We start from the raw sequence: 17,872 nt of genomic DNA, 5'->3' as shown, positions 1-17,872 counted from the left end.
CTAGCGGCCGAGATCGAGCGAGGACGTCGCGTCGATGTCCGAGTTGCTGCGGCGGGCCCGCTCGACGTACTCGCCGGCCTTCGCGGTCTCGGTCTGGAGGACTCCGACGGTCTGGGCCATGCTGTCGAGCGCCTTGATCTTGAAGTCCGAGATCGAGTCCATCGTCTGGTAGATGTTCGCGAACGCGGCCTGCAGCTGCGGCAGCCCGACCGTGGCCGAGGCGGCCTGCGACTGGATCGAGGCCGACTGGTCGGCGAGCATGCGCGAGGTGGCCTCGATCATGTTGGACGTCGTGGTGTTCAGCGCCGTGATCTGATCGAGCACGAGCCGCTGGTTGGCGAGCGCCTGTGCCACGATGACCGCGGTCCGCAGCGCCGAGACGGTCGTGGTCGTCGCCCGGTCCACGCCCTTGATCAGCTCGACGTTGTTCTTGATGACGACGTCGATCGCGAGGTAGCCCTGGATCGACACGGCCAGCTGGGTCAGCAGGTCCTGGTGCTTCTGGCGCGCGTAGAAGAGGACGTCCTCGCGCAGCGCCTTCGCCCGCTCCGGGTCGGTCGCGTCGAGCTCGGCGATCTTCGCCGAGAGCTTCACGTCGAGCCGCTCGGCGACGTAGATGTACTCGTTGAGACGGGTCATCGTCTCCCAGAGGTTCTGCTTCTCGAGGTTCAGGGCCGCGTTGTCCTTCCGCAGCTCGTCCTGCCCGTCGTACAGGGCCTGGATGATCGCGTTCAGGTGCGACTGCGCGCTCTCGTACCGGCGGAAGTAATCGGTGATCCTGTTGCCGAACGGGATGAAGCCGAGGATCTTCTTCTGCAGGTTGTCCTCGGACGGGTCCAGGTCCTCCACCGTGCGCCGCAGCTCGAGCAGCGTCCTGCCGATGGTCGAGCCCTCGGCGAGCCCGCCCTCCTTCAGAGCGCGCACCGGCGTGCTCAGCAGCCGGTTCGACGAGTCGGCGGCCGAGCGGATGTCGGCGTCGCCCATCGTGCGGATGTCGTTGGCCCGGGTCGCGAACTCGGGGCTGCGCGCCTCCGTCGCCAGGAGCGTGTCGAGGTAGCCGTCGACCTTCGCCTCGAGGCCGGGCAGAGCGGCCTCCGGCACCTTCGGAGCGATCGACGGCGCCGAGGTGGTCGGCACCGCCGCCACCGGCTCCGGCGGCGTGAGCGAGAGGGCGTTCTGGACGGGCGGCTGCAGGGCCTCGGTCATCGGGATCCTCACCGTTCCTGGCGCTCGGCGCCGACTGGGATGAACGTCCGCCCAGCATATCCCGGGCCCTCCCGCGGGATCCCCGCGAGCCGCCTCGTCCGAGGACTCGACGCGAGAGGGCGGCTGTGGAGGAGCGTCGGCCGCCGGTCAGACCGCCTTCGGACGCCTCCGCAGCGTCGCCACCGCGACTCCGGCCAGGGCGAGCGCGCCTCCGAGCAGCGCGGCGAGCGGCGGGGTCTCGCCGAGGACGAGCCAGGACAGCAGCACGACCACCGCGGGCACCGCGTAGGTGGACGCCGCGGTGCGGCCCGCGCTGGAGCGCGCGAGGACGTATCCCCACGTCGTGAAGGCGACGGCCGTCGGGAAGATCCCGAGGTAGACCACGGCCAGGATCGAGGAGAGCGGAGCGGCGGCGAGCGCCTCGACGAGCTCCGGGGCGAAGGGCAGGCACGCGACCGTGCCGGCGAGGCAGCCGAGCCAGGTCATCGTCGGCGCGTCGATCCGGCCCAGCAGGCGCTTCTGGAGGGTCGCCGCGCTGCCGTAGACGACGGCGGCGACCAGGCCGAGGGCGACACCGATCACGTCGAACTGCCCGGTGGAGGTGGAGAACGCGATCACCGCGACGCCGGTCAGCGCCACGAGCATCCCCGCGAGGAGGCGGCGGGGGAACCCCTCCCCCAGCAGCAGCCCGGCGAGCACGGCGGTGATCATCGGCGCGATGTTGACCAGCAGCGCCGCCGTCCCCGCGTCGACGTGCCGCTCCGCCGCGTTGAGCGCCAGGTTGTAGACCCCGAACCAGGCGACTCCCCAGCCCAGCACGAGCAGGAGGAGGCGCCCGCGCGGGACCGCCGCGCGCGGGTCGGGAGCCGCCTCCGAGCGGCGCCTCCGGGCGGTGAGGACGACACGCACGACCGTGAGCGCGAGCGACCCGACCACGATGCGGCCGAGGGTCAGCGCGCCCGGGCCGAAGTCCTCCGTCGTGGCGCGGATGCCGACGAAGGCCGACGCCCAGAGCAGGACGGTGACCGCGATCGCGCCCCACAGCAGGAGGGCGTCCCTCGTGGAGGGCGGGGCGGAGGAGGAGACGGCGGTCATGAGGCCATCGTGGCGCTGCCGGCGATTCAGCACCAGTTCCGTTCACTGTCGGATCATTCAGCGGGACTGTACGGTCGTCCCATGCTCGACGTGCACCGGCTCCGCATCCTCCGCTCCGTCGTCGCCTCCGGCTCGATCGCGGGAGCCGCCTCCGGCCTCGGCTACACGCCCTCCGCCGTCAGCCAGCACCTCACCGCTCTGCAGCGCGAGACCGGACTGACCCTGCTGGAGCGGGTGGGGCGCGGCGTCCGCCCGACTCCCGCCGGACGCGCCCTCGCCGCCCAGGCGGACCGCGTCCTCGAGCGCCTCGCCGAGGCGGAGGCCGTGGTGGAGGAGCTGCGCGAGGGCCGCTCCGGCCGCCTCTCGGTGACGTACTTCGCCTCCGTCGGCAGCGCCTGGATGCCGGAGGTCGCCCGCCGGCTGACCGCTGCGTTCCCCGGCCTCGCCCTCGACCTGCGCCTGGGTGAGGAGCTCGACGACGACCTCGGGGCGCGCCCCGACGTGCAGCTCCTGGTCGCCTCCTCCGAGCCGACCGCTCCCGGGTTCACGGCGCACCACCTCCTCGACGACCCGTACCTCGTCGTCCTGCCCGACGGACATCCGCTCGCCTCCCGGAGCGAGATCGACCTCGCCGAGCTCGCTACCGAGCGCTGGGTCGACAACGACCTGCCCACCGGCTGGTGCCGCCGGAACGTCGTGGAGGCCTGCGCCGCCGCCGGATTCGCGCCGCCCTTCCACGTCCAGGCGAACGACCACATCACCGCCGCCGCGTTCGTCGCCGCGGGAATGGGAGTGACGGTCCTGCCGGAGCTCGCGGCCCACCGCCTGCCCGACGGCGTCCGCGCCGTGCCCGTCGTCCGCCCCCGGCCCGTCCGCTCCCTCGAGGCCGTCGTGCGGAACTCCGCCGCCTCCTCCGCACCGGTGGCCCTGGTGCTGGAGACGCTGAAGGCCCTCGCCGCGCGCCGCTGAGCGCGCCTGGACGGGCGAGCTCGCAGCACATCGGAGCACGATGGGCGCGTGAGCTCCGTCGAACCCGTCACCCGTTCCGCGCCCGCGCTCGGCGGGCCGCGCATCCTGAAGCAGCGCTGGACCGAGGCGACGTTCCTGCACTGGCGCGTCGACCCCGCCCTGGTGGCGCCCCACCTCCCCGCCGGGACGAGGCCGGACGAGCACGACGGCTCCTCCTGGGTGGGCCTGATCCCGTTCCGGCTCTCGCGGACGGCCTTCCTCGGCGGCCCGCGGGTGCCCTGGCTCGGCACCTTCCCCGAGGTGAACGTCCGGCTCTACTCCGTCGACGAGCAGGGACGACGCGGAGTCGTGTTCGTGTCGCTCGACGCCTCGCATCTCCTTCCCGTGCTCACCGCGCAGGCGGTGTTCGGGCTCCCCTACCGCTGGGCTCGGATGAGCATCGAGCACCGCCACGGCGCGGTGATCTACGACACGATCCGGCACGCGGACTCGGCCGCCCGCTCCCGGATCGTCGTCCGCCCGGGCGAGGCCGTCGGCGAGGACCCGCTCGCCTCGTTCCTCACCGCACGCTGGGCCTACCACGAGCGCCACCTGGGCTCCACCTGGTACGGCCGCAACCTGCACCGGCCGTGGCCGCTGCGCCGCGCGGCGCTTCTGGCGCTCGACGACGGACTGCTCGACGCTGCGGGCTTCCCCGGGCTGGCGTCGCGCGCGCCGGACTCGGTGCTGTACTCGCCGGGAGTGGAGACGGTGTTCACCGTGCCGCGGCGGGTGTGAGAGCCGCCCCGCTGCGGGTCGCGACGCTGCTCCGGCGGCGCCGTTCAGGGCAGGCGGAGAGCGCTCGTCCTCGGAGCGGTGACGGCGCGGGGAGGCAGCCAGCCGCGCTGGACGGCGAGCACCCCCGCCTGGAAGCGGCTGTCGGCGCCGAGCAGCTCGAACAGGCCGGCGATGTGGCGACGACAGGTGCGCACACTGATGTCGAGCCGGCTGGCGATGACCTCGTCGGTGAGTCCCGCGGTGAGTCCGGAGAGGATCGCGGACTGGACGGCCGACAGCCCCGCGTCGCCCGCCGGAGGGGCCTCCGCGCGGAACGGCGCGGCGAACTCCCACGCCGCGTCGAACACGTGCACGAAGGCCGAGATCACATCAGGAGAGCGGATGACGAGTGCGGCGCGGTCGTCCTCGTCCCGCTGGCGGGAGACGAGGGCGAGGGTGCGGTCGAAGACCAGGAGGCGGAACGGCACGAGCGGCAGCGTGCGGAACTGCGCTCCCAGGGGCTCCAACTCGGCGACGGTGCGCTGAGTCGGCAGGTGGTCGCGGCGGCGATCGTGGTACATCGTGCGACGCGAGACGCCCTGCGCGAGGAGTGCCCGGTCCTTCTCGTTGCTCTCCTCGTGCCGCTCGACACTCGCTCCGCTTCCCGGCTGGACGATGAGCACCTCGCGGGACACGCGCCGACCGACGTCGATCAGCAGGCGCATGACCGTCACCGGGTCCTCGACCACCTCGACCTGCGAGACGCTCGCCACGGTGTCACGGGCCTCGCGGTACGCGGGCAGCAGGGCCATCAGCTCACTGCGCTGCTTCGTCACGGCGGCCCGCAGATCGTGGATGCGGCGCTCGTCCTCGTCGACCAGGCCGGCGAGCGCGACATCGGGCGCGGTCGCGGCCAGCGCCTCGCCTCCCTCGTGCAGCGGGGTGAGGAGCCGCCGCGCGACGAGTTCGTCCCGTGCCTCGACGAGCTCGCGGACCCGCACGCCGAGATCCATCGACGCGCCGTCGATCGTCCATTCGGAGCGCGCGCACACGTACAGATACAGCTCGACGGCATGCTCGCTCAGCACTCGACTACTCCCCCCGGACGGACCCGCCGATCCTACTCACCGATCCGGGGTGGGAGCTCGGCGAGCCGGTCATGACGGCCACAGGCCGTCGGCCCACGCACGTTCGACGGGCAGCGCGTGCGCCGGACGGCGCGGCGCCGGCTCCTCCGAGTGGCACGGCTCCGAAGGGCGCGGCTCCGAGCCGGGCCGCTCCTGGTCGGCCGGCTCCGGGTCGGACCGCTCCGGGTCGGCCGGGGCGCCCGCGGCGGCCTCCTCCCGGTCAGGCACGGCGCCCTCGCCGGAGCGACACGACGGCCAGCACCGCCAGCTCGGCCGCGAAGACGAACGAGACGACGCCGAAGACGAGCGCGCCGCCGAGCCGGAACAGCGGTGTCATCGCGGCGAGGGCGATCATGGGTGCCGTCAGCGCGACGACGAGAGGCCCGCGACCGGCTGCCGGCCGGGCGCGGACAGTGCCGACGATCGCGAGCGCGGTCGCGGCGACGGCGACGAGGACCAGGGCGATCGTCACTCCGATCACCTCGAGGCCGCCGAGCAGGGATGCGCCGAGCGCGATCCAGGCGAGGGCTCCGACGGCCGCAGCGGCGGTCGTGCGAGCGGCGACGGGGGTGCGGGTGGTGGCCGAATTGCTCATCGGTTCTGTCCTTTCGTTGACGGTCGAGGATCTGTGGACGACAGGGCCGTCCAGTCCCGCGCGTGGATCCCGAGCAGGGCCTCCTCGCGCGGGAGGTACCCGAGCCGGTTCATCAGCATGTGGTTCTGGTGGAACACGAGGTGCTGCGGGGTGCGCGGCACCTCCATCCTCCCCGCCGCGGCGAGGTGGTCGTCGATCGCGCGGAACCAGCGGCGGCGCCACGCCTGCACCCCGGGCAGGGCCGCCGTGCGCCGCAGGCGCTCGCCGACCGCGTCCCGGTGCCCGGCGGCCTGCGCCTCCAGAGCGACGCGCAGCGTCTCGTCGCCGAGGACGGCCCCCGTCCACCATCGCGAGTGGATGTGCCAGAAGCGCGACCAGGAGACGGCCCGTCGCGCGGGCCACCGACCCGCGCGGGCGCCGTGCAGGAGCGCACCGGCCGCATCGGCGAGCAGGAGCGCCGCGAGCGCATCGCGTGCACCGCCCTTCTCGTGCTCCGAGACGCCCCAGAGCGCGAGCTCCGACGAGAACTCGAACAGCCGCTCCGCCAGCTCGACGCCGTCGAGACCGCCGTACTTGTCGATCTCGGGCTCGTAGACCGCGGGCCGCACCCCGACCGCGTCGCCGGCACCCGCGAGGAGGGCGGCGCCCGCTCCGGGCACGAGCTCGATCGGCCGCGCTCGGGGCGCGGTCGTGATCAGTTCGAGGTGCGCGCCGAGGTCGTCGACGCTGCGCACGAGGCGGTCGAGGCTCGCCCCCGGTCCGAAGACGCGCAGGCGCAGGTGCGGCCCCCTGCGATCGACGTAGCGGAGGAAGAACCAGCGGCTCGCGCCGAGTGCCCGCACCTCGGCGAGCACGGGCGGCAGGAGCCCCGCGACCACATCGTCGGTCGCGTCCACTCCTCCGGTGTACAGGCACGCGTACCACCACTGCGGGGCGTCGGCGAGCTCGACCGGCCGTGACGCGGCCCCGAGGAGCATCACCGGTCCTCACCCCCGAGCAGCACGACGTGCTCGACGGCGCGGAGAGAGCCGTCGGAGGCGCGCGCGTACTCCGAGGGAGCGGGCAGCGCCTCCGTGAACTCGACGCCGCGCAGGTCGTCGCGTCGATGGGCCTCGGCGAGCATCGTCTCGAGCAGCCGGAGCGAGTGCGGGCTGCGCAGATCGATCGCGACGGGCTTGCGGCCCACCGGATCCAGCGCGATGCGCGCCCTGACGAGGCGTGCGAACACCAGCGGCGGCAGTCCGTGCTCGCGCCGCCAGCGTCCGACCGAGCGGAGCAGCTCGACATCGCCGCCGGATCCGGACGGCGGACCGCCGGCCGGCAGACCGGCGGGGAGCTGGGAGGCGGGCACGGTCCAGAGCGCGCGACGGGTGACGATCCTCCCGGTGGTGCGCCGTGGGCGCGACACGACCCGGCCGGCGTCGGCGAGGACCGCGAACGCGGGCGATCCGAGGCGCGGCAGCCGCCACGGGTCGGCGAGGAGGGCGAGGATCCGCTCCGGCCCGCTGAGCAGGTGCGACGGCACCAGTCCGAGGTAGAAGGGCACGACGGGCGTGCCGTCGGCGGTCAGCAGCTCGATCGACTCGGTGGCCGGATCGTGGTGCAGGCGGAGCCCCGCGAACTCGACCGCGGCGGCACGCTCCTCCGTCACCGGAGCCTCGACCGGCAGCGACAACCGCGGCAGCGTGCCCGCGGCAGCGGACTGCATGCCGTTGACCTCCCACGAGGGCACGAACTCGACGGCGAGCCCGCCCCGCGCGAGACGGCGGGCGCGATCGGCGAGCAGGGGTCGGAGACCGGCGTGCAGCGCGCCGAGACGGCTGACGAGTCCCCCCTGGCCCCCGAGGAGCTGGTTGACCACGAGCAGCGGCGTGCTCCCGTGCACGACCTGCACGGCGACGGCGGCGGTGGCGGTCGGCATCGACCGGCCGAGCGGAGGCTCCGGCACCTCGATCCCCGACGCGTCGGCTCCCGGTCCCGCGAGCGCCGCGCGGAGCGCCTCATCGGCGCTCGCGGCGAGCAGCCAGCGCCACGGGTCCTCGATCGTGCCGCCGACTCCGCAGCGCTCGACGACCGCGGCGACGAGCGCCCGGTACGCGGGCGAGCGGGTCGTGCGGCGGGCCACGGAGCCGGCGAAGCGCTCGAACTCGTCCTCGAGGTCGGGCGCGGGGCCGGCGACGGCGACCGACGGAGCCGCGTCGACGTAGACCTCGAAGCGGCGGCGCCCCGCGCTCACGCCGCGATCGGCGAGAGCACGCTCGGCACGGTCGCGCAGCGCCGCTCGACGGCGGCCGCGCTCGACCCCGGTCAGGGCGGTGACGGCGCGCGCGTCGGCGGCGAGCTCGGCGAGCAGGGCTCCGGCGGGATGCTCGGGGATCGAAGCGTCCAGCCGCGCGGCGAGCACGTCGAGGGGGTGGCGCTCGGCGTAGCCCCAGGGCGCGACGACGCGCAGGAGCCCCGCGTCGAGCATGCGGAGGTAGGCGGCGAACGGATCGCTCCCTCCGAGCTCGTCGAGGAGGCGTCCGAGCGGTCTGCGTCCGCCGCGCTGCAGCGCCTCGAGCACTGCGCCGGTCTCGCGGAGGGCCACCCGCAGGGTGCTGCGCCAGACGAAGTCGGGGGTCTCGAGCAGCTCCGCGACGGCGACGGGCTCGCGCACCGGGTCGAGACCGCCGGTGGGCAGCGGCTCGATCTCGAGGGCGGCGACGGCGGTCTCGTCGCGGGCGAGCACGTCGAGCCAGGCCGCGGCGTAGGCGTGGGTGACCGCGGCGGCCGGGGCGGAGGGTGCGGGCGCGTCGGCGAGCGCGACCGTGGTGAGCGTGCCGAACGGGCTGGTCTTGCAGGCGGCGCGGGTGGCGTACGAGAGCAGGCTCCTGGCGGCGTGGCGTCCGGGATCGAGGGCGGCGCGGCCGGGAGCGGCGGCGAAGTCCGGGCTGGCGTCGGCGATGGCGCCGATCACCTGGGGGTCGTCGCGCAGGGCCGTGAGCGCGGCTGTGGCTCTCGCGGTCCCTCGGTCGACGGCGTCGCGATGGCGATCGCCGAGCACGGCGCGCAGGCCGGCCGCCTCCGCCCAGGCGGTGACCGCCTCCGCGTCGGAGGGACGCCCCGCCAGCGCGATCCCGATCGCGGCGAGCAGGGCGGGGTCGAGAGCCGCCGGAGTCGCCGAGCGGGTGCAGCGGCGCAGGGCCAGCACGGCGCGGCGGAGGGTCCGGTCGTCGTCGAGGAGCGGGACGAGGCGGTGCAGAGCGCCGCTGGCCGCCACGCCCAGAACCGGGAGCCGCGCCTCGAGGTCGTCGAGGCGGGCGGCGAGCTCGTCGGCGCCCTCGGGTGCCCGGGGCAGCCGCTCGGCGTCGAGGCCTGCGACCCGATCGAGACGGAGGCGCTGGACGGGCGTGCGCGAGGCGGGGACGGTGATGCTCATGAGAGGACCTCCACGAGTCCGATGACGGTGCGGGCGACCCCCGCGACCAGAAGCACGAGGAAAGCGAGGCAGGCGAGGGCGTAGCCGACGAAGAATCGGCGGCGGCGGGCGGACAGCGCGGCGACTCCCTGCGGCAGCGGGAGGCGCAGGAGCCGGTGGGTGAGGAAGGAGAGGGCCTGGCCGCGGACGTTCACCTCTCCGGCGAGCGCCGAGACGGCGTGGTACCCGTCGGACGGGGTGACCGGGTTCAGGTTCATGACGGTGAGGAACGCCTGGAAGACCAGCAGCACGAACGCGAGATCGCCGACCTCGCCGGGCACGGTCAGCGCGACGACGGCCGCGACTCCGAACCAGAGCTGGTCGTTGACCGGGCCTGCGAGCGAGAGGAAGGCCCGGGACCGCCGGTCCGGGACGCGGTAGGCGTCGGTGCGATCGACGTATCCCACCGGCATGACGTAGAGCATCAGCCCGATCCCCGCCTCGCGGACGGGAACGCGCAGGTACTGGCAGACCAGCGCGTGCGAGAGCTCGTGCGCGGCGATCTGCGCGAACAGCAGCGGATAGACGAGCCAGAGGTGGGCGGGTGGGCGCCAGTCGGCGCCGGCGGTCGCCAGGGCGAGGACGCCGAGCACGGCGCCGAGCGCGGCGAGGGCCACCCACAGGGCGACCAGCTGCGACCCCGGCACGGAGCGCAGCGGTGCGATCAGCGGTTCGAGCGCTCGGTCGACGCTGCGCGTCAGCGGCAGGCGCAGCAGGTGCTCGCGGCGCATGAACCGAGCGATGCCGCGGCGGCCTCCGACGCGCGCAGGCGGCTCGTCGAGGGCGCCGGCCTGGCGCAGGCCGTGGGCGAGGCGGGCGAGGCGATCGGCGACCTGGTCCGCGTCGCGCTCGCCGCGGATCCGCTCGACGAGTTCGGATCCGGCGGCACTGCCGTCGAACAGCGGCAGGAGGGGGACGACCTCGCGGCCGATCGCGATGTAGCGGCCCGACGCCCCGATGTGCAGGAGGGGCTTGTCGTCGAGGCCGGCGAGAAGCTCCGCGTCGGCGCGCAGGCGCGGGCGGCTGTCGCGGAACCAGTCCACGGGCGCGTCCTCCAGTGCGGAGGCGGTGCCGCGGACAGTGGTCGTGGTGCTCACGCTGTTCCTCGTTTCGAACGGATGCTGAGGGGAGGGTGGAGAGGGTGGTCGTGCCGCCCGCGGTGGAGAGGGCGGCACGACGGGTCAGTCGCCGGCGCTCGAGAAGGAGCTGCCGGTCGAGGCCGAGGAGGCCGGGCAGGACGCCGAGCCGCCGGTCGCGAACGAGCCCGCGGTGGTGAAACCGGCTGCCACCTGGTTGTCGAGCTCCTCGACGGAGAGGTCGTGCGCGAGGAGGTCGTCGGCGAAGAGGTCCTGGTTCTCGCTGGCGTTCTGAGTCATGGTGTGTCCTTTCGAAGGGTGATGCGGTGGGTGGTGCGGATGTCGGCGATCAGCCGAACGAGGAGGCGGATCCGCCCGAGCTCGCCGTCGAGGCCGGGCAGGAGGCCGAGCTGAACGTGCCGGCGGAGCCCCAGGTGCCCAGAGCGGTCTGAGCGTCGAGCTCGTCGACGCCGAAGTCGCCGTCGAGGTCCTGTGAGGTGAGGTCGTCCATGGGAGTGGTCCTTTCGTCGTGGGAGGAGTGAGTGAGGAGGAGTGCCGGCGCGGCTCAGCCGAAGCAGCCGACGGTGCCGAGGGTCGAGGCCGACGAGGCGGGGCACGAGGCCGAGCCGACCGTCGAGCCCGAGCTCAGCGACGCCAGGGCGGCGTCGCCCGGCAGCTCGGCGACATCGAGGGCCTCGATGTCGACCGAGAACAGGTCGTCGTCCGAGGACGAGGAGGCGGGGAGTGCGGTCATGATGCGGTCCTTCCGGTGGTGGTGGTGGTGGTGACGATGTCGCCCTCCACGGCCGGATGGCCGAGGGAGGCGGCGAACAGCTGGGCGTTCGCGTAGCCGTCGACATCGAGGAGTCGACGAAGTCCAGAGGTGAGGAAGCCCGCGAAGGGGCTGCCCGCGAGTCCGAGTCCCGCGGCCTCGTGCAGCGCCGCCGTGACGGCCGCGGCGGCGCGCGTGTTGACGAAGCGCTCGCCGTGGTCGCCCCAGCGCTCGAGCGCATCGGCGAGCGGCGCGATCGCGATGAGGATGACGGGCGACCAGGCGTACTCGATCTGCAGCACCAGGTCGTCGGCGCTCTCCTCGTCGAGCTCGGCGAGCGGCACGAACTCGTCGCCCTCGAGCCGGAGGATCGCGGGTGACGAGCCGGTCATGCGCCGCGCGGCGACGAGCAGCTCGATGCCGAGTCCCGCCTCCGCCTCGCCCGGCCACGTGGACGCATCGGCCAGGTGCCCCGCCCGCACGATCTGCGCGACGGCCTCGGCATCGACCCACTGCTCGCGGTAGAACCGCATCGACTCGCGGCGCTCGAGCACCTCGTCGAGGCTGTGGAGGCGCGGGGTCGCGTCCCGTCTGACGGGAACGGTCGGCAGGCCGGTCGGCCGCACCCCCTGCACTCGCGGGCGGCGGGGGGCCGCAGGCGACGGGCGGGTGGCGAGGGCGGCGGGCGAGAGCCGCACGCTCTGCTGCAGCTCGCCGATCAGCTCGTGCTGGGCGCGGAGCCCCCTCATCGGCGTCGGGATCGTGGTCATCGCGCGGTACCTCCGGTCGTGGTGGATGCGGCGGCGGCGTGCAGCGACACGACGGCCGTCACCGGCTCGGCGTCGAGGTCGATGCCGAGGAGGCGGCCGATCGCGGCGTCGTCCCAGGCCGGAGCTGCGTCGGCACGCAGTCCGTGCTGCGCCGCCAGGAGTCGTGCGTGGGTCACAGCGACCCCCGCATCGAGGTGGACGATGCGCCAGGCGAAGGCGGCGTACTTCGACGCCACCCGGCCGAGCGCACCGGTGAGCACCAGCACGGCGTCGGCGTCGGGATCGGCTCCGGCGATGCGGGCCTCGGGGTCGGCCCAGGGCAGTTCGGCCCAGGTGTCGTCCCCGCGCTGGTAGCCGTAGACGCCCGCCGGCAGCCCCGCCACTCTCCGGGCGAGCACTGCGGCCTGCACGGAGCCGAGGTTGCCCCCGGAGGCGGCCCAGCGGTGCACCTTGCCCTCTCGCGGGGTGCCGCTCTCGCGGTTGCCCGCGGTGCGGATCACGAGGTCGGCGAGGACGCCGGCGGTCAACGCGGACCCTTCGGTCTCGCGCTCGGCCAGCGCCACGGTGCGCGCGCTCGGCCAGCGCTTGGAGTCGCGCTGCAGCACGATGTTCGACTGCTTGTAGTGGACCTGGTGGTCCTTCGGCGAGGCGAGGGCGCGCGGCGGGAACGCAGTCGACGCCTCGAAGGCGTAGGCGAGCGGGATCCCGTCGGGTGTCGACGGCACCGCCACCAGTCGGTCCTGCACCAGGGTCTCGAGGTCGAGCCGCACGAGAGACTGCTGCGACAGCGGCGTCCCGACCCGCGAGAGCAGGGCGGCGACGTCAGCGGCGACGAGAGCGGCGGCCAGCGGGTGGTCCAGGGCGCTCGGGTCGTCGTGGGTCTCCGCCGCGATCTGGTCGGCGATGTCGTCGAACCGTGCGGTGTAGGAGGGATCGACGTAGGGCCCGTAGTACAGCCGGCGCCCGCGCAGCCGGACCGGCAGCACGCCCACGCCGGCGGCGGCGGCGCGCTCGGCGTCCCTGCGCAGCGGTGCGGAGTCGCCGACGAGGATCAGCAGACTCCGACCATCGACGGAGGCGGTGCCCGGCTCGGCGAGTCGGACCTCGCCGATCTCGGTGAGTCGCAGCTCCGCGGTCAGCTCCTCGGCGAGTCCGGACGCGGTCGGTCCGGCTGCGACGAGCACCCGGCTGGTCCGCAGCCGCTGCACGGCCTCGGCGCCGGAGGCGTTCACCCGGGTCGAATCGATCGAGCGGGAGTAGAAGGCCAGTGCGGCGGGGTCCGCGCCGGTGACGTCGGGGGCGCCCTGGGCGTCCTCGAGCAGACCGCTGGCGTAGAGCAGAGCGACGGCCGAGTGGGTCGCCCGCAGCGCCCGCCCGGTCTCCGCGGCGAGCTCCTCGATCGAGCGGGAGCCGTCGAGCAGCGGCAGCAGAGCGCCGAGCACGGCGCCGGCCGCACGGCCGCCGAGCAGCTGCCGGGTCGGCCCTCCCTCGACGAGCACGCCGTCGTCGCCGGGGACGACGACCAGGCCGGGGGCCAGCCGCGGGCGCCGCGGGAGGCGGAACTGCGGATCGGTCAGCGCGGCGACGCCCATCGCCTCGGCCCCGAGCACTCCGGATTCAGACATGGTGGACACTCCTCCGGTCGGTCGCGCCGAGGGCGGCGAGCTCGGTCGCCAGCGCCGACCAGGTGGAGTCGGGCCGGGGCACTCCGCAGCGCTCGCAGCCGTGCACAGGGATCAGCTCGGTGCGGTGGGTGGTGCCGTTCAGCAGGTGCACCGTGCGGACGACGTTGCGCTCCTCGGCGACGCGCCCCTCCCGCACGGCGGTCGCGATGCCGGCGAGCAGAGCGACGGCGACCGAGACGTGCTGCGGAAGGTGCCCGACGGGGCCCGCGGACGGATCGTCGGCGTAGCGGCGCCACAGTGCCTCCGCACGTTCGAGACCGCCGTCGTGCTGCCGCTGGCGCCGCTCGAGGCAGCGCTGGCAGCCGCCGATCGTGTCGGACGGGCCGCCCGAGCCGCCCGGCACGAGGGTCGGGCCGACCCGGAGCCGGGGGTGGACGAGGACGGCCTGGGTGGTGGGCACACCCGTCTCGACGGAGGAGCGGTCGACGGCCTCGAAGAGCGCTGCCGACTCGCGCCAGGCGAGAGCGATCCGCAGATCGGGGTGCGGCCAGTAGGAGGGGTCGAGGCCGCGGTCAGCGGTGACCCGGTCGGTCGCGGTGACGTCGCCCGCGGCGTGCAGCACCGCAGTGAGGCGGTCCGCGACGGCCTGGGCCGCATTGCCCGAGGCGAGGAGGTGAACTCTCATGATGTCGTCCTTGATCTGCCGGGCCGGGTCAGGCGAACGGCTGCGGGAGCGGATTGAGGCCGGCCTCGTCGGCGGCGGGATATCCCATCGCGACGGGGGCCTCGTAGAGGCGGGGGTGGGCGAGGTAGCGGCCGGTGTGCACGAACGAGAGCGGCATCAGCTCGGGCACGATCACCCGGACCACGCGGAAGCCGGCTGCCCGCGCCTCCTCGGTCGTGATCTCGACCACGACCACCTCGGCGCCGATGGCGTCGAGACGCTCGACCATGCCGTGCAGCTCGGTCTCGGGGTCGCCGCGGAGCTGCGACGGGATCTCGGACAGCCGGCGCGTCGCAGTCGAGGTGAGCAGGAAGTCGTAGTCGCGGATCCGCTGCGGCTCACCCATGTAGCTGGCTCCGTGGAACACCGATGTGAAGTCGGCGACGTCGTCGGGCCGGCCGCGCGAGGCCTGCATGGCGATGCGCGACGACGCGGACTCCCGGAGCATCTTGGCGACCGAGTCGACCGGGTCGAGGGAGGTGTTGCACATCACGAGCTGGCCGAGCACCTCGTTCTCGGGGGTGACGTCGACGGAGTAGAAGGTCGGCACGCCGACGTCGGTCGTCGCGTCGTAGAAGCGGGTCTGCACGTGACTGGTGCGGTAGCGCTCGAGGAACGGCGCGAGGCGCTCGTCGTCGACGTCGATGTCGAGCTGCGGCCACGGGATCCGCTGCAGCCAGGTGAGGGCGATCGAGTCGCGCTCGATGACCTCGCTGAGCCCGTTGATCACGGCCTGAGCGAGCGACGTGTGGGTCGCGCATCCGGTCGAGATCGGCATCGTGAAGCGCTCGGTCGGCGTCCGGGCCGGGATGTGCAGCCAGGTCGAGACGGCCGGCACGTACACGGGCCGCGAACGGGTCAGCGACCAGCCGCGCGTCCAGCGGAGGGGCGCGGTCGTGTCGACCGGGGCGTGGATCGAGCGCGGGTGGGCGAGTTCCGCCTCCGAGCACTGCGGGAAGCGGCGCAGGTCGATGCCCTCGTCGCCGAGCTCGTCCGATGCGGCCCAGATCAGCTGGTCCTCGGGGACGAAGCACGACGCGTAGCGCTCGATCGCCTCAGCGAGGCAGAGGCGGGAGGCCTTCTCGGGGTCGAGGGCGCCGCCGGCGCCGTCGATCCCGCCGCGAGTGGACCCTCCGCGGGTCGATTCCCGGACGTTCGGCGAGACGGGCGAGAGGTCGCCGATCTGCGCGACGTAGATCGGGAAGCCGGGTTCACCGGGCTGGTTGGGCAGCCGGTCGACTCCGTGGACGACTCCGAGCGGGCCGACGAGGCGGTCGAGATCGGCGAGACGGCCGAGGTCGTGCTGCGCGCCGGTCATCGCTTCTCCCCCTGGTCCCAGCGGAAGAGCACGGTCGCCAGTCCTGCGGCGAGCGCCGCGACCGCGGCCATGACGCCCCAGGCGACCCCGATGTCCACGGCGTCCACCGCTCCGACCAGATCGACCGAGAGGGCGTTCGCGAGCACCGTCGTCGGCAGCCAGGAGACGACCGCCTGGACCTCGGGAGGGAACACGCTGAGCGGGATGACGGACCCGGAGAGCATCAGCGCCACGGGGATCAGCAGCGAGACCACGGTGGTGGTCGCCTCCGAGTTCGAGGCCCGCGAGCCGATCAGGTAGCCGATCGCGAAGAGCATGGTCAGGCCGATCAGGGCCGTCACGATCAGCCGGGGCACGGCGGCCGGGCTGAGGTAGCCCAGTACCGCGGTGACCGCGATCACGAGAGCCAGCTGCGCCACTCCGAGCAGGAACCGGGCCGGCGACTGCGACAGGATGAACGTCGAGCGCCGCAGCGGAGTGGTGCCGAGCAGGCGCAGAGTCCCCTTGCCGCGCAGACCCACGACGGGCACGGCGGTGCCGAGCAGAGCCAGGGTGAGGAACGAGACCATCACGATCGAGGCGAGGCTGTTGCGCAGCGGATCGAAGACCGCCGTGCCGTCGCTGTAGCCCGCCGAGATGCTCGTCCGCGCGATCCCCTCGGCGGCGACGCTGTCGACCAGGCCGCGCCACTGCGGCTTCTCCTGCGCGTCGAGCAGCACGGTCGCGCCGCCCTCCTGCACGGTGACGATCGCCGTCGACCCCGGGGCGGTCGTGCCCGGAGCCGCCTCGGTCGCGGTGAAGCCGTCGACCTCGAGCCGGTCGACGAGCGCGGCGCTGCCGGACGACTCCGCCACCGTCACCACGGGCCGGGGCGACTCCGCATCGATCGTGTTCGCCAGGAACCAGAACAGCCCCAGGAAGAACAGCGGGAAGAACAGGAGGAAGAACATCGTCTTCCCGTCGCGGAGCAGCTCGCGCGCGTTGGTCAGGCTCAGCTCGGCCAGCGCGGAGCGCGGCGGGGCCTCGAGAGTGGCGGTCATCGGTTCTTCCGTCCCTTCCGCTTCGTCCCGCGGGAGCGGGACTCGTAATCGCTCGTCTCGGCGAGTGCGAGGAACACGTCCTCGAGTGTCCGGGTCGCGACGGTCAGGTCGCGGGGCCGCCAGCCGGCGGTGGTCAGGTGGGCGATCAGATCGTCGGAGTCGCTGGTCACGACCTCCACGCGCTGCTCGTCGGCGCCGGGCGAGGTCTCGAGCGAGACGACCCCCGGATGAGCCAGCAGCGCGTCCGGAGCGGCCTCGAGCGGGAGCGTGAACGACACCCGGCGATGCGCGGAGCGCTGGCGCACCAGCTCCTCGGGGGCGCCGACGGCGACGATCGCGCCGTCGACGACGATCGCGACGCGGTCGCAGAGCACGCTCGCCTCGTCCATGTGGTGCGTGGTGACGACGACCGTGGTGCCCCGCTCGCGGAGCGAGGCGATCAGGCTCCAGAGACTCTGACGCGCCGCCGGATCCAGGCCGGCCGAGGGCTCGTCCAGCACCACCAGCTCAGGATCGCCGATCAGGGCGACGCCGAGCAGGAGGCGCCGGCGCTGGCCGCCCGAGAGCCGCTTCACGCGCACCCCGGCCTGGTCGGCCAGGCCGATCCGCTCGGCGATCTCGGCGACCGGCCGCGGTGCGGTGTGCAGCGAGGCGAACAGGCGCAGCGTCTCGGCGACGCTCAGAGTGTCGTAGAGGCTCGCCTCCTGCGGCTGCACGGCGACGCGGGCGGTGAGGGCGGCCCGGTCGGCCGCAGGATCGAGACCCAGGATGCGGACGGAGCCGGCGCTCGGGCGACGCAGCCCCACCAGCAGGTCGATCGTGGTGGTCTTGCCGGCGCCGTTGGGACCGAGGAGGCCGAAGACCTCGCCGCGACCGACCCGGAGGTCGAGACCTGCGACCGCACGGAACTCGCCGTACGTCTTCACCAGACCCTCGACGACGACGACGTCGCCGTCCGAGGAGCGGCCCGCCGTCTGCGGTGCGGCTGCCGGTCGTTGCAGGATGCTCATGCTCTTCCTTCGTTCTGTGTCGGAGGGACGCGGGTCGGAGGGACGGGGCCTGCGGCTCACCAGTCCCAGATCTGCGGACGGACGATGCCGGGGACGACGCGCTCGACGATCCGCTCGAGCTGCTGCACGTGCTGCGTGTCCTGCACGTCCTGCACCTGCTGCAGGCTCGCGGCGCTGAGCGCATCCGCCGAGGCCGGTCCGGCGGCGGCGGTCGCGAGTCCCACCGCCACGGCGGCAGTGATCAGGAGCTGGCGGGTCTTCGACATGGGCTGTCCCTCGTTCCGGTGGTCCGTGCCGGAGAGGAAGGGATCCTCGTCGGCCTGTGGATCGAG

At 73.8% G+C, this 17,872-nt stretch carries 19 protein-coding genes; 2 read left to right on the top strand and 17 right to left on the bottom strand.

The window, feature by feature from the left end:
* Nucleotides 1–1,206, bottom strand: a complete 1,206-nt coding sequence (locus C5D08_RS09695; protein WP_104276874.1) for a toxic anion resistance protein — start codon at nt 1,204–1,206, stop codon at nt 1–3.
* Between the two features lie 147 nt (nt 1,207–1,353).
* On the bottom strand, nt 1,354–2,301 hold the full coding sequence (locus C5D08_RS09690; RefSeq protein WP_104276873.1) for a DMT family transporter: 948 nt from the start codon (nt 2,299–2,301) through the stop codon (nt 1,354–1,356).
* A gap of 81 nt (nt 2,302–2,382) precedes the next feature.
* Here C5D08_RS09690 and C5D08_RS09685 point away from each other — a divergent pair, with 81 nt between their 5' ends.
* Both C5D08_RS09685 and C5D08_RS09680 read left to right on the top strand, forming a co-directional pair.
* Nucleotides 2,383–3,270: a LysR family transcriptional regulator gene (locus tag C5D08_RS09685; protein ID WP_104276872.1), complete on the top strand. Its 888-nt coding sequence runs from the start codon at nt 2,383–2,385 to the stop codon at nt 3,268–3,270.
* A 48-nt stretch (nt 3,271–3,318) separates the two neighbouring features.
* The gene (locus C5D08_RS09680; RefSeq protein WP_104276871.1) at nt 3,319–4,047 is read left to right on the top strand and encodes a YqjF family protein; all 729 of its coding nucleotides are present in this window, start codon (nt 3,319–3,321) and stop codon (nt 4,045–4,047) included.
* A gap of 44 nt (nt 4,048–4,091) precedes the next feature.
* Here the strand turns inward: C5D08_RS09680 and C5D08_RS09675 are convergent, their stop codons facing one another.
* The 15 genes from C5D08_RS09675 to C5D08_RS09600 form a co-directional block, all read right to left on the bottom strand.
* Complete coding sequence (locus C5D08_RS09675; RefSeq protein ID WP_104276870.1) at nt 4,092–5,114, bottom strand: helix-turn-helix transcriptional regulator; 1,023 nt, start codon at nt 5,112–5,114, stop codon at nt 4,092–4,094.
* A gap of 259 nt (nt 5,115–5,373) precedes the next feature.
* Nucleotides 5,374–5,748, bottom strand: a complete 375-nt coding sequence (locus tag C5D08_RS09665) for a hypothetical protein (RefSeq protein WP_104276868.1) — start codon at nt 5,746–5,748, stop codon at nt 5,374–5,376.
* On the bottom strand, nt 5,745–6,725 hold the full coding sequence (locus C5D08_RS09660) for a lantibiotic dehydratase C-terminal domain-containing protein (RefSeq protein WP_104276867.1): 981 nt from the start codon (nt 6,723–6,725) through the stop codon (nt 5,745–5,747). Before C5D08_RS09660 ends, C5D08_RS09665 begins: the two co-directional genes overlap by 4 nt.
* Nucleotides 6,725–9,166 (bottom strand): hypothetical protein, encoded by a 2,442-nt coding sequence (locus C5D08_RS09655; protein ID WP_104276866.1) that lies wholly within the window; start codon nt 9,164–9,166, stop codon nt 6,725–6,727. Before C5D08_RS09655 ends, C5D08_RS09660 begins: the two co-directional genes overlap by 1 nt.
* Entirely contained in the window at nt 9,163–10,302 is a 1,140-nt protein-coding gene (locus C5D08_RS09650) for a M50 family metallopeptidase (RefSeq protein WP_104276865.1), read from the bottom strand. The genes C5D08_RS09655 and C5D08_RS09650 overlap by 4 nt, the downstream gene beginning before the upstream one ends.
* 84 nt (nt 10,303–10,386) lie before the next feature.
* Nucleotides 10,387–10,581 carry a thiocillin family RiPP gene (locus C5D08_RS09645; RefSeq protein ID WP_104276864.1) on the bottom strand — a complete coding sequence of 65 codons (195 nt, stop codon included), beginning with the start codon at nt 10,579–10,581 and terminating at the stop codon, nt 10,387–10,389.
* A 49-nt stretch (nt 10,582–10,630) separates the two neighbouring features.
* The gene (locus tag C5D08_RS09640) at nt 10,631–10,792 is read right to left on the bottom strand and encodes a thiocillin family RiPP (RefSeq protein ID WP_104276863.1); all 162 of its coding nucleotides are present in this window, start codon (nt 10,790–10,792) and stop codon (nt 10,631–10,633) included.
* Nucleotides 10,793–10,846: 54 nt separating this feature from the next.
* The gene (locus C5D08_RS09635) at nt 10,847–11,035 is read right to left on the bottom strand and encodes a thiocillin family RiPP (protein WP_104276862.1); all 189 of its coding nucleotides are present in this window, start codon (nt 11,033–11,035) and stop codon (nt 10,847–10,849) included.
* Nucleotides 11,032–11,823, bottom strand: coding sequence for a nitroreductase family protein (locus C5D08_RS09630; RefSeq protein ID WP_104276861.1), 792 nt, complete (start codon nt 11,821–11,823; stop codon nt 11,032–11,034). Before C5D08_RS09630 ends, C5D08_RS09635 begins: the two co-directional genes overlap by 4 nt.
* Entirely contained in the window at nt 11,820–13,448 is a 1,629-nt protein-coding gene (locus C5D08_RS09625; protein ID WP_146082590.1) for a hypothetical protein, read from the bottom strand. Before C5D08_RS09625 ends, C5D08_RS09630 begins: the two co-directional genes overlap by 4 nt.
* Nucleotides 13,441–14,133, bottom strand: a complete 693-nt coding sequence (locus tag C5D08_RS09620; protein ID WP_104276859.1) for a hypothetical protein — start codon at nt 14,131–14,133, stop codon at nt 13,441–13,443. Before C5D08_RS09620 ends, C5D08_RS09625 begins: the two co-directional genes overlap by 8 nt.
* A gap of 28 nt (nt 14,134–14,161) precedes the next feature.
* Nucleotides 14,162–15,490 (bottom strand): YcaO-like family protein, encoded by a 1,329-nt coding sequence (locus C5D08_RS09615; RefSeq protein ID WP_104276858.1) that lies wholly within the window; start codon nt 15,488–15,490, stop codon nt 14,162–14,164.
* Entirely contained in the window at nt 15,487–16,530 is a 1,044-nt protein-coding gene (locus tag C5D08_RS09610) for an ABC transporter permease (protein ID WP_104276857.1), read from the bottom strand. Before C5D08_RS09610 ends, C5D08_RS09615 begins: the two co-directional genes overlap by 4 nt.
* Nucleotides 16,527–17,540, bottom strand: coding sequence for an ABC transporter ATP-binding protein (locus C5D08_RS09605; RefSeq protein WP_104276856.1), 1,014 nt, complete (start codon nt 17,538–17,540; stop codon nt 16,527–16,529). The genes C5D08_RS09610 and C5D08_RS09605 overlap by 4 nt, the downstream gene beginning before the upstream one ends.
* A 56-nt stretch (nt 17,541–17,596) precedes the next feature.
* The gene (locus tag C5D08_RS09600) at nt 17,597–17,806 is read right to left on the bottom strand and encodes a hypothetical protein (protein ID WP_104276855.1); all 210 of its coding nucleotides are present in this window, start codon (nt 17,804–17,806) and stop codon (nt 17,597–17,599) included.
* Nucleotides 17,807–17,872: the final 66 nt, after the last annotated feature.

It is taken from the genome of Rathayibacter sp. AY1B6 (assembly GCF_002932755.1).
GTDB lineage: Bacteria > Actinomycetota > Actinomycetes > Actinomycetales > Microbacteriaceae > Rathayibacter.
This window is presented reverse-complemented; position numbering and strand designations above follow the sequence as displayed.